The organism is Sphaerisporangium sp. NPDC004334, assembly GCF_053602655.1.
In genome coordinates, this window is record NZ_JBSGDZ010000001.1 from 294549 (window position 1) to 306904 (window position 12356).

8 protein-coding genes are annotated in these 12356 nt (G+C 68.5%); all 8 read left to right on the forward strand.

Features of this window, described 5'->3' with window-relative positions; all coding sequences use genetic code 11:
- Window positions 1-361: 361 nt before the first annotated feature.
- The 8 genes from ACWEN6_RS01260 to ACWEN6_RS01295 all read left to right on the forward strand — a co-directional run bounded on the left by ACWEN6_RS01260 (window position 362) and on the right by ACWEN6_RS01295 (window position 12340).
- The gene (locus tag ACWEN6_RS01260; RefSeq protein WP_452568379.1) at window positions 362-1813 is read left to right on the forward strand and encodes an arabinofuranosidase catalytic domain-containing protein; all 1452 of its coding nucleotides are present in this window, start codon (window positions 362-364) and stop codon (window positions 1811-1813) included.
- 899 nt (window positions 1814-2712) lie between these two features.
- Window positions 2713-4320: an ABC transporter substrate-binding protein gene (locus ACWEN6_RS01265; protein WP_452568380.1), complete on the forward strand. Its 1608-nt coding sequence runs from the start codon at window positions 2713-2715 to the stop codon at window positions 4318-4320.
- Window positions 4321-4352: 32 nt separating this feature from the next.
- Window positions 4353-5252 carry an ABC transporter permease gene (locus ACWEN6_RS01270; protein ID WP_452568381.1) on the forward strand — a complete coding sequence of 300 codons (900 nt, stop codon included), beginning with the start codon at window positions 4353-4355 and terminating at the stop codon, window positions 5250-5252.
- The gene (locus ACWEN6_RS01275) at window positions 5249-6211 is read left to right on the forward strand and encodes a carbohydrate ABC transporter permease (protein ID WP_452568382.1); all 963 of its coding nucleotides are present in this window, start codon (window positions 5249-5251) and stop codon (window positions 6209-6211) included. Before ACWEN6_RS01270 ends, ACWEN6_RS01275 begins: the two co-directional genes overlap by 4 nt.
- A gap of 8 nt (window positions 6212-6219) precedes the next feature.
- Complete coding sequence (locus ACWEN6_RS01280) at window positions 6220-7251, forward strand: LacI family DNA-binding transcriptional regulator (protein WP_452568383.1); 1032 nt, start codon at window positions 6220-6222, stop codon at window positions 7249-7251.
- Between the two features lie 116 nt (window positions 7252-7367).
- On the forward strand, window positions 7368-9377 hold the full coding sequence (locus ACWEN6_RS01285) for a beta-galactosidase (RefSeq protein ID WP_452568384.1): 2010 nt from the start codon (window positions 7368-7370) through the stop codon (window positions 9375-9377).
- A 55-nt stretch (window positions 9378-9432) separates the two neighbouring features.
- Window positions 9433-10902 (forward strand): glycoside hydrolase family 43 protein, encoded by a 1470-nt coding sequence (locus ACWEN6_RS01290; RefSeq protein WP_452568385.1) that lies wholly within the window; start codon window positions 9433-9435, stop codon window positions 10900-10902.
- Between the two features lie 394 nt (window positions 10903-11296).
- Window positions 11297-12340, forward strand: a complete 1044-nt coding sequence (locus ACWEN6_RS01295) for a LacI family DNA-binding transcriptional regulator (RefSeq protein ID WP_452568386.1) — start codon at window positions 11297-11299, stop codon at window positions 12338-12340.
- Window positions 12341-12356 lie beyond the last annotated feature (16 nt).

The window sequence follows — 12356 nt, forward strand, 5'->3', positions numbered from 1 at the left end:
GTACGCGCCGGCCCGGTCGCCACAGAAGATCAACGCCGGTCGACGCTGGGATCAATGGCGATCCGGTGAGGCAGGCGGCGGCTCACATCCGGCGGGCCCGAGGTGGAAGTTTCAGGACATCTCATCGCAAAGTTTCGAAGGCGTCAGGGTGAGAGCCCAGGCGGCGCGCTGACGGCACCCCCGAGGCGTCCGGGATGTTCGATCCGCCTTCTTGACGCCGGGGCCTTCAGTGCTTTGACTGCGCACTATCCCGTTGACAGCGAATCGGTTCGATTGAGGGTGGATGTTAGCGTTAACATCTACCAGCTCAGACTGCTGTAGCGGTGGTGTCCGATGACGATCCCGATGGAGAGAAGAGGGCATGATGCTGTTCGGAAGCCTGAGAAGGGCGCTCACGGCCGGGGCGAGCGCGTTGCTCGCCACCGCCTGCCTGGTCGGCGGTGGTACGGCCCGGGCCGCCACCACCGGCCCGTGTGACATCTACGCCGCGGGCGGTACGCCGTGTGTGGCGGCGCACAGCACGACCCGTGCGCTTTACGGCGCCTACAGCGGCCCGCTGTACCAGGTCAGGCGCTCGTCGGACAACACCACGCGGGACGTCGCCCCGCTCAGCGCGGGGGGTGTGGCCAACGCCGCCACGCAGGACGCGTTCTGCTCCGGCACCACCTGTCTGATCACCGTCATCTACGACCAGTCAGGGCGTGGTAACCACCTCACCCAGGCGCCCGGCGGCGGGGCGGCCGGCGGCCCTGACAACCTCGCCAACGCGACCGCGGCGCCGATCATGGTGGGCGGGCAGAAGGCCTACGGCGTCTACGTCAACCCGGGCACCGGCTACCGCAACAACCGGACCTCGGGCATCGCGACCGGCGACCAGCCGGAGGGGATGTACGCGATCTTCGACGGCACGCATTACAACGGTGGTTGCTGTTTCGACTACGGCAACGCCGAGACCAACAATCTGGACAACGGCAACGGCCACATGGAGGCCATCTACTTCGGCAACAACAACTGGTGGGGCTCGGGGGCCGGCAACGGGCCGTGGATCATGGCCGACCTGGAGAACGGCCTGTTCTCCGGGGTCAACCAGAAGAACAACGCCAACGACCCGACCATCAGCCACCGGTTCCTGACCGCGATCGTCAAGGGCGAGCCGAACCACTGGGCCATCCGCGGCGGCAACGCCCAGTCGGGAAGCCTGTCCACCTTCTACAACGGGGTCCGGCCCAACGTCTCGGGCTACAACCCGATGAAGAAGGAAGGAGCGATCATCCTGGGCATCGGCGGCGACAACAGCAACGGCGCCGCCGGCACCTTCTACGAAGGCGTGATGACCTCCGGCTATCCCTCCGACGCCACCGAGAACGCCGTCCAGGCCAACATCACCGCCGCCGGGTACGCGGTGTCGGGCGGCAACCCGCAGCAGGGCGTCCAGATCGTGGGCGGCCAGTCCGGCCGGTGCGTCGACGTGCCGAACTCCAGCACCACCAACGGCACCCAGGTGCAGATCTGGGACTGTGGAAGCGCCACCAACCAGCGGTTCACCTCCACCTCGGGCAAGCAGTTGCAGGTGTACGGAAACAAGTGCCTGGACGCCAACGGGGCCGGTACCGCCAACGGCACCCAGGTGATCATCTGGGACTGCAACGGACAGACCAACCAGCAGTGGAACGTCAACTCCAACGGCACCATCACCGGCGTCCAGTCCGGCCTGTGCCTGGACGCCAACGCGGCGGCCACGGCCAACGGCACCAAGCTCATCCTCTGGGCCTGCAACGGCGGATCCAACCAGCAGTGGACCCTGCGCAGCTGATCAGGACCACCTGATCCGCCGAGCGGGCGAACGCGGCGTTCACCAGGGTTCCTCTCGACAGGCACCTGACGCTCGGATTCACGCGTGGCGGCCGGCGCGGCGTCCCATCGGCCGCCGCGCCCGGCCGCCCCCCTGGCCGTCGTCGGCCTTGCTCGGCCGCATAGTCGGCGGCGGCGGCGCTGCGCACAGCACCCCACCGAGCCCATGCGTCTCGGTGATGTCGATCCCGTCGCCCTCCGCGAATACCTGGCCGGCAGGACGGCCGACAAGCCGACGCCACGGAACCCGAGGCACATCAGAGCCTCCATCAATCCCGGCGCGGATCCGCGCTGCCGGAGCCGTACCGCCGCGATGTGTGAATCGGTTCGACGCGTCATTTCGCACTGGCGCCCTGTCTGCACCTGTCGCGTTGTCGTAGGTCACCGCCCTACAGGGCTGGTTTGTAGTGTCGTGGTCGCTCTTGAGCCCGAAATGGCCGGCAGCCTCCGTCAACGGTCACTGCCGCGCCGGCCCACTGCAAATTCAAGAAACACGCCAAGTCGCGCGGTCGCGCCCCATTGGATCACATGTTCGAGCAGTGGACGGACTTCGGCAAGGACCTCACGTCCTCCCTGCTGCGGGACATGTCCGCAGATCAGCGGCGGGTGGAGATGGTGAGCCCATGTGTCCAACCTCTGAAGGGTCGGTGGAGGGGGGTTGGCGAAGGGCATCGACGCTGTCACGAGCCCGCTGGGGTGTCAACGATCAGCTGAGAGAAACTTTCGCGCGAAGTTGCCCTTGTGTCGCCTTGAAACATGTCATTAGTCTCGCGGCACATAGAAGCGCTTCGACGACCTCGAAGGGTAGATCCCCCCATGCGACTCGAGTTGAATCGCAGAGCCTTCATCGGTGCCGCGGCTATGGCTCCGCTGCTCGCCGCCTGCAGCGGCGCACCCCGGCAGAAGACCGGAACGAACACCAAGACGGGACTGCAGGCGGCGCTTCCGGCCCATGTGCCCAGCACCGCCGTCACGCCGGACATTCCGTCAGTGACGGGGGGCGCGGGAGCGGCGACCGATCCCGGCTTTCTGAAGTACCCCTTTAACCGGATCGCCACTGTCAGCGGAGTTCCGGGCAAGGGCGGTGTCTACACCGCCGTCACCCCGCTCTGGGGAACGGTGCCGCCGGCGGGGAACTCCTTCTACGAGGCCGTCAACAAGGCCCTGGGTGTCACGCTCAACATGAAGCCCGCTGACGGCAACAACTACGCCACCATCATCCCGACGATGACGGCCGCCAAGCGGCTACCCGACTGGATCCAGCTGCCGAACTGGTGGAACTCCAACTTCAACCTCGGCGGACTGGCCGGAACCCAGCTCGCCGACCTGACGCCCTACCTGGCCGGCGACAAGATCAAGAAGTATCCCAACCTCGCCGCCCTTCCCACCGGCGCGTGGCAGGCCGGCGCGTGGGGCGACAAGCTCTACGGCATCCCCGGGTTCTCCACGGGTTTCGCCGTCCCCGGCGCCATCTTCTACCGGCGCGACGTCTTCGACGCGAAGGGCATCACCGCCGACCAGGTCAAGTCGGCCGACGACCTGATGAACCTGGGCAAGGAGCTGACCGACGCCAAGCGCGGCGTGTGGGCCTTCGACGATGTGTGGACCTACCTCTCCATCGCCTGGAACATCCCCTCGGGCTGGGACGTCCAAGGCGGCAAGCTGGTCCACAAGTACGAGCTGCCGCAGTTTATCGAGGCACTCGACTGGCACTACCGGCTGGCGAAGGCCGGCTACCTCCACCCGGACGCGATCGCCGGCCGGGAGGACGCCACCCGCTTCTATGCGGGAAAGGTGCTGATGCACGGTGGCGGTCTCGGCACGTGGAACCTGACCGACCATCAGTCGGGCACCGCCGCCGACAAGAACTACCGCCGCGGCACCTTCGACTACATCGCCGCAGACGGCACGAGCCGGCCCCGCATGTTCATGGGCGCCTCCACGAGCATGATCAGCTACCTCAACATCAACCTCAAGCCGGCGCAGATCGAGGAGTTGCTGGCGGTCGCCAACTACCTGGCCGCTCCGTTCGGCTCTATTGAGTACACGCTGGTCAATTACGGTGTCGAAGGCGTCCATCACACGATGAAGGACGGGGTGCCGACCGCGACCGAGGACGGCAAGAAGTTCGTCCAGGCGCAGACCTTCCCTTTCCTGGCCTCGCCGCCCTCGGTGCTCAGCAACCCCGGCGTCGACTCCATCACCAGGGACTACGCCGCCTGGGAGGCCGCCAATGTCAACGCTCTGTACAAGCCGGTCTTCTGGAACATGAACATCAGCATGCCTCAGCAACTGGCGTCGGCCGGTGCCGCGCAGGCGGTCGAGGACACCATCAAGGACTGCTACCACGGCAAGAAGAAGCCCTCCGACGTGCAGGCCGCCATCACCACCTGGAAGGCCGGCGGCGGTGACCGGCTCAAGCAGTGGATGACCGACAACGTGCTGAACAAGTACGGCACGGGTCAGTGAGCACGCCCGGCCCGCTGAGAGCGTCTCTGACATTGCGGGAGAAGCTGCGGCGCGACCGGACCGTGCTGTTCATGGTTATACCCGCGGTCGTCCTACTGCTGATCTTCAACTATGTCCCGATGGTCGGGGTCGTCACCGCCTTCCAGTACTACGACCCGCTGATCGGGATCTGGAGCAGCGACTGGGCCGGCTTCGAGCAGTTCCGCGCGATCTTCGCAGACCCGCTGTTCTGGGGCGCGCTGAACAACACGCTGTACTTGAGCTTCGTCTCTCTGGTCCTGTTCTTCCCCGTCCCGATCGTGCTGGCGATCCTGCTCAACTCGGTTCTCAGCGAGCGGGTGCGCAACTTCATCCAGTCCGTCGTCTATCTGCCGCACTTCTTCTCATGGGTGCTGGTCATCACGGTCTTCCAGCAGATGCTGGGCGGCGCCGGCGCGCTCAATCAGTTCCTGCGCTCGCACGACCTGCAGACCTGGGACGTGATGACCAACGCGGACACCTTCGCACTGCTGGTCACCTTCCAGGGCGTGTGGAAGGAAGCGGGCTGGGGGATCATCGTCTTCCTGGCCGCGCTGGCCGCCATCGACCCCGGCCTCTACGAGGCGTCGGCCGTGGACGGCGCCGGGCCCTTCCGGCGGATGTGGCACATCACCTTGCCCGGCCTGCGTGGAGTGATCGTGCTGATGCTGGTGCTCCGGCTCGGTGGAGCGCTCTCAGTCGGCTTCGAACAGTTCCTCATCCAGCGCGCGGCGGTCGGCCATGAGGCCGCTGAGGTGCTCGACACCTATTCCTTCTACTACGGCATCTCCACGGGCAACTACAGCTTCGGCGCGGCGGCCGGTCTCTTCAAAAGCGTGATCTCCCTCCTGCTCATCTGGGGCGCCAACAAGCTGGCGCATTTCTTCGGCGAGGACGGGTTGTACCGGAAATGACCAAGGTGTTCACCATCGAAAGAGGCAGGACCGCCGCAGCGGCGACTCCCCGGGCACGCAGGACCTCACGCCCGCCCTGGCAGGAACCCCCGACCATCACCGGTCGATCCGCCAAGGGCGTCACCCTCGGTGGTGTCCTGGCGCTCGTGCTGGGCCCTCTATGGATCATCGTGGTGACCAGCCTGTCCACACCCGGCGCCATCAACCGGGCAGGCGGCTTGGTGGTCTGGCCGGACGGCCTGAGCCTTCAGGCCTACCGGGAGATGCTGACCGACCCCACCGTGCGCACCGCACTGGTGGTGAGCCTCGGCATCACCGTGATCGGCACGGCGCTGTCCATGGTCGTGTCCATCCTGTGCGCCTACGGCCTGTCCCGGCCGCACTCCCTCGGGCACCGCTTCATCCTGGTGCTGCTGATCGTCACGATGTTCGTCGGCGGTGGCCTGATCCCCACCTTCCTGGTCGTGACCGGGTTGGGCGGCTACGGCCAGTGGTGGGCGCTGATCCTGCCGGGTGCGGTCTCGGTCTTCAACATCCTGGTGCTCCGCTCCTTCTACGCCGAGACCTCCGGCGACCTGATCGACGCGGCCAGGATGGACGGGGCGGGAGACTGGCGCATTCTCCGGTCCGTCGTGCTGCCCACCTCACGGGCGGTGACCGCCGTGATCGCGTTGTTCTACGCCGTCGGCTACTGGAACTCCTTCTTCAACGTCATGCTCTACATGCCGACGGAGAGCGAGAAGTGGCCGCTGCAGTACGTGTTGCTGACCTACGTCAATCGTGGCGTCGGCCTGCCTGGCACGGTCAACTCCGGCTTCGGCATGGCACACGCGCAGACCGCTCCTCTGTCGCTGCAGATGGCGGTGGTGGTGCTCACCCTGGTGCCGCTCCTGATCGTCTACCCCTTCATGCAGAAGCATTTCCGCACCGGTGTGCTGACGGGCGCCATCAAGGGATGAGCCGTACGGTGACCATACGCGATGTGGCCAGGGCGGCGGGCGTCTCCACGAGCACGGTCAGTTACGTGCTCAGCGGCAAGCGCCCGGTGTCCGCCGAGACCAGGCGCCGCGTCGAGCATTTCGTGGCCGAGCTCGGATATCATCCCCACGCCGGCGCCCGGGCGCTGGCCAGTAAACGCTCGCACATCATCGCGCTGGTGGTGCCATTGCGCCCCGACGTGTATGTGCCGGTGATGATGGAGATAGCCACCTACGTCACCATGACGGCCCGCAAGCACGGCTACGACGTCTTGCTGATCACCAACGACGAGGGCCCTGACGGGATCCGCCGGCTGGCCGCGAGCGGCCTGGCCGACGGCGTCATCCTCATGGACGTGGAGCTGGGCGACGAACGCGTCTCCACCTTGGGCGGGCTGCGCACCCAGACGGTGCTCATTGGCCTGCCCGACGACCCGGCCGGGCTGTCGTGCGTCGACCACGACTTCTCCGCCGCGGGCGCCCTGTGCGTGGATCACCTGGCCGGGCTGGGCCATCGGGAGATCGCTTTCATCGGCTACGGAACCGGCATCTACCGGCGGCGCGCGGGATACGCCGAGCGCACGCTCGCGGGGTTCCGCGCGCGTGCCGAAGAGCTCCGAATGCGGTTTCTGCACAGTTCCTGCGAGGGAACCTACGAGAGCACTGTAGGCGCCCTCGGCCGCATCCTGTCCGACCGGCCCGGCACCACCGGTTTCGTGGTGCAGAACGAACGAGCGCTCGGGCCGCTGCTCCACCTGCTGCGGACCCGCGGGCGAATCGTTCCCGACAAGGCGTCGGTGATCGCTCTGTGCCCCGAGCGCCTGGCCGATCAGTATGCGCCGGCCCTCACGGCGGTCACCGGTGCCGCGAAAGAGCTCGGCCGCATCGCCGTCGAACAGGTCATCTCACGCATCTTCGCCTCCGTGCGCGGCCGGCGGCCGGACGACGAACTCGTGCTACTCGCCCCCACCCTGACCGTCCGCGGGAGCACCGGTCCCGTCCGTCTCAGCGATCTCTCTTAGGAGCACCTCCGCATGTCCCCGCATCCCCGTTTTCCCCGGCCGGTGCCCACGTCTGCCGAGCGCGTCCCGCTCTTCCCACGCGACGGCGCGCGGCTTCGCACCCTCCAGGAGCAGGCATGACCGCGGACAGGCTGACCGCCCGGCTCGGCGGCCTCGCCTTCGGCGGCGACTACAACCCCGAACAGTGGGATGAGCCCGTCTGGAAGCAGGACGACGATCTGATGCGCGTGGCCAGAGTCAACCTGGCCACGGTGGGGGTCTTCTCGTGGGCGCTACTGGAGCCGGAGGAGGGACACTACGATTTCGCCTGGCTCGACGCCCACATCCAGCGCCTGCACGCCAACGGAGTCGCCGTCGACCTGGCCACGCCCACGGCTTCCCCGCCGCCCTGGTTCACCTTGGCCCACCCCGACGCCCTGCCGGTGGGACCGGACGGCGCCCGCCTCACCCACGGCAGTCGTGACACCTACTGCCTGGCCGCTCCGGCCTACCGGCGGGCCTCCCGGCGCATCGCCGCCGCGCTCGCGCAGCGTTTCGGTGACCACCCGGCGGTCGTCCTGTGGCACGTGCACAACGAGTACGCCACGTTCTGCTGGTGCGACCACGCCGCCGCCGCCTTCCGCAGATGGCTGCGCGCCCGGCACGGCTCGCTCGAAGCCCTCAACGAGGCGTGGGGGACGGCGTTCTGGAGCCAGCACTACACCTCCTGGGAGCAGGTGCTGCCGCCGCGGGCCACCCAGTGGCATCGCAATCCCGGCCAGTGCCTGGACTACCGCCGCTTCTGGTCCGACGAGGTCGTGGCCGCCTACAGAGAGCAGCGCAATGCCATCCGCGCGCACAGCGACCGGCCGGTGACCACCAATCTGATGCTCCCCGCGTATCAGAACCTGGATCTGTGGGCCTTCGGCCGCGAGGTCGATCTGGTCGCCATCGACCATTACCCCAGCGCGCCCGGCATGGGGGCCGCCGCCGACACCGCCTTCGGCGCCGACAGGGCCCGGTCCCTGGCGGGGGGCCGCCCGTGGCTGCTGATGGAACAGGGCACCAGCACCGTGTACGACACCGACCGGGTCCTGACCAAGGAGCCGGGGGACATGCTGCGGCACACCCTCGGCCACATCGCCCGCGGCTCGGAGGGCGCCCTGTTCTTCCAGTGGCGCCAGTCCCGCGCGGGAGCCGAGCAGTGGCACTCGGCGATGGTCCCGCACGCGGGAGCCGACAGCCGGATCTTCCGTGAGGTCCGGGCCCTCGGCGAAGCGGTCGCCCGCCTGGGCGAGCTCGCGGGCTCGACCGTCACCGCTCAGGCGGCCGTCCTCCACGACGCCGACGCCTGGTGGGCCATGGACGGCGACGGCCTGCCCTCGCCGGATCTCGACTACCATGACGCACTGCGCCGCGCGCATCAGGCGCTGTGGGAGAACGGCGTCACCGCCGACCTCGCCCACCCCGCACACGATCTGGGCCGCTACCGGCTCGTCATCGCCCCCGCCCTGTACCTGCTCTCCGACGCGGGCGCCGCGAACCTGCGCCGCTACGTCCAGGGCGGCGGGACGCTGCTCGTCCAGCACTTCAGCGGTGCCGTCGACGAGCGCCCGCACGCCCGCCTCGGCGGCTACCCCGCGCCGCCGCTGCGCGAGGCGCTGGGCATCCGTGTCGAGGAGTACCGGCCACTGCGGCGGGACGAGCAGATCGTCCTGTCCGACGGCGCCCGCGCGAGCGTGTGGAGCGAGGCGCTGCGCGCCGAAGGCGCCGAGCTGATCGCGGCCTACACCCACGGCATGCTCGCCGGCGCGCCCGCCCTCACCCGGCACCGCTTCGGCGGCGGCCAGGGCTGGTATCTTTCCACCCGCCTCGACGACACCGGCTACGCCGAACTGATCAACCGGCTGCTCGGCGAGGCCGGCGTCGCCCCTGAGACGCCCGGCCTGCCGCGCGGCGTCGAAGCCGTCACCCGCCACGCCGCCGACGGCCGCCGCTGGCGGTTCCTGATCAACCACACGGCTCAGGCCGTAGCCCTGCCCTGGCCCGGCCACGACCTGCTGACGGACGGGCCGGTGGACGAACTGCCACCGGGCGGCTGTGCCGTGCTGAGGCAAGAGCCGGATGGGACGGGCAGCTCACCGTGACCTGTCACCGCTCTGTCGGCAGTGTCGCTTCGCCTCCGATGAAAGGACCCGCGGGGTGTCAGACCATACCCCCAATCCGGTCATCGCTGGATTCCATCCCGATCCCAGCGTCTGCCGCGTCGGCGATGACTACTACCTCGCCTGCTCCAGTTTCGAGTACTTCCCCGGCGTGCCCATCTTCCACAGCCGTGACCTGGTGCACTGGACGCAGATCGGCAACGCGCTGGAGCGGCCCGGCCAGCTGCGCCTGCCCGCCGGCACGTCCTCCTCGGGCGGGGTCTACGCGCCCACGCTCCGCCACCACGACGGCCGGTTCTGGCTGGCCGTCACCAACGTGAGCGATGGCGAAGGCAACCTGCTGTTCACCGCCACGGACCCCGCCGGACCGTGGTCCGACCCGATCCGGCTGTCCGGCGTGCCCGGCATCGACCCCGATCTGGCCTGGGACGAGGACGGCGCCTGCTGGTGCACCTTCGCCGGGATCGGCCAGGTCCGTATCGACCCGTGGACGGGACGGACGGCCGAGGAGCCGCGAAGGCTGTGGTCGGGCACCCCGGGCGCCGCCGCCCCGGAGGCGCCGCACCTCTACCGGATCGGCGAGTACTGGTACCTGCTCATCGCGGAGGGCGGCACCGAGCGCGGCCATGGCGTGTCGATCGCCCGCGGTCCCGCGCCGGGCGGGCCGTTCGAGCCGTGCCCGGCCAACCCGATTCTGACGCACCGCGGCACCGGCCACCCGATCCAGAACACCGGCCATGCCGATCTCGTCCAGGCCCGTGATGGATCGTGGTGGATGGTCCTGCTCGGAGTACGGCCACGCGGGGGGACCCCCGGCTGGCACGTCCTCGGCCGCGAGACCTTCCTCGCCCCGGTGACCTGGGTGGACGGCTGGCCCGTCGTCGGCGAGCTCGTCTCCGGCGCACCGGCCGGATCCGGTGCGGTGAGCAGGGACGACTTCGACCTCGCCGAGCTTCGGCCGTACTGGATCTCCGTGCGAAGCCGGTCGGCGGACTCCTGCACCACAAAGGAACGGCCCGGCTGGCTGACCCTCCGTGCACGAGGCGCATCCCTGGACGACGCCGACGTAGCCTTCCTCGGCCGCCGCGTCCAGCACCTGAGATGGCGCGCACGCACGCTGATCGACCTCACGCGAGGGAGCGGCGGCCTCGCCGTCCGGCTCGACGAGCGACACCACTACGAGATCGAGGCGGCCGATGGGCGGGTGCGCGTCATCGCCCGCATCGGCTCGCTGCGCACCGTGGCGGCCGAGCGGGCGGTGCCCGCCGGGCCGCTGGCACTGGGCGTTCACGCGGACGACCTGCCGCCCAAGGACGCCCGCTCCGGACCGGACACGCTATCGTTCGGCATCGAGACCGAGGACGGCGCGTTCACGGTGCTCGCCGCTCTAGACGGTCGTTACCTGTCCACCGAGGTGGCGGGCGGCTTCACCGGCCGGGTGATCGGCATGTACGCCGCGACCGGCGAGGCCCACTTCGACTGGTTCGCCTACGAGGGCAGGCCGTGAACAACGCCTTCACCGGCCGACCAGGCGTCGGTCAGCCGAAGTAGCGGGGGGCCATGCTGCTCCTCAGAAACCCCGGGTGAAAGTTTCTCGCGAAATCGTACTGTCGACTATCCGTTGCGGAAGCCGTGTCGTACCGGCGCCGAGCGGCCGTGCCGTTCCGCCGAACACGCGGCTTCCCCTGTCCGCGTCGGTGCTCGCGGGCGACTCGGGCCGGTGCCGGAGGACGGGCGCGGGCCTCGGTCCAGGCAAGAAACTTTTCCAGGCTTGCTTTATAGTTCCCTTGAGGTGCTGGCTGTGAGCCTGCCGCCCCTCGTCTTTCTGGGCGCGTCGTCCATCTGGGCACGTCGCCGACGGTACGGTTCTCGCGGCCCACCGTGGATGAGGAAGGGTTAACGTGACGGACAACCGAACGGGCGAGCCGGCGGACGAGCAGGACGAACGAGGCGAGGCCCCCGGTTCGGTCACCATCGCCTACATCGCCGAGTCCGCCGGTGTCTCGATCCCCACGGTGTCCAAAGTCCTGAATGGACGGTCGGGAGTCTCGGGGCAGACCCGTGCCCGTGTCGAGGAACTGATCAACCGGTACGGCTACCGCAGACCCTCGGGCAGCCGGGGCAACGTCGTGGAGCTCGTGTTCCGCGAGCTGGAGAACATGTGGGCCGTGGAGATCATCCGCGGCGTCGAGCAGGTTGCCCGCAAGAATCGCGTCGGAGTCATGATCTCGAAGCTCGGCCTCCATGACACGCCCGCGATGTCCATCGACGACACGGTCGGCCGCCGCCCTCGCTGCGTCCTGTCGGTGGCGCAGTTGTCGCCGTCCGAACGCGAGAAACTGAAGACGAAAGGGATCCCGTTCGTCGTCTTCGATCCGATCGACGAACTGCCGGACGATGTGCCCTTCGTGGGCACCACCAACTGGCGAGGCGGCCAGGCGGCCACCCGCCATCTACTCGAACTGGGACATCGCCGCATCGCGATGATCAGCGGCCCAGATCATACGTTCTGCCGGGCCCGAACGGCCGGCTATCTCTCCGCACTGGCCACGGCCGGCGTCCCCGCCGATCCCGGGCTCTTGGTCCGCACCCTTCTCACGCGCGAACATGGGGGTGCGGCGGCGCGTGAGCTCCTTTCCAGGCCCGACCGGCCGACCGCGATCTTCGCCGCGAACGACCTGCAGGCGCTCGGCGTCTACCAGGCGGCTCGCGAGCTGGGACTGTCCATCCCCGGGGACCTGAGCGTGGTGGGCTTCGACGATCTCCCGGTCGTGGGATGGGTGGACCCTCCGCTGACCACGGTCCACCAGCCCCTCAGCGAGATGGCGGCCGCGGCCACGGAGCTGGCCCTGGCTCTTGGCCGCGGGGAGCCGACTCAGCAGGTCGGCCTGGAGATCGCGACCACCCTTACGATCCGCGAGAGCACGGCGCCGCCGAAGGACTGAGCCGTCGAGCGGGAGC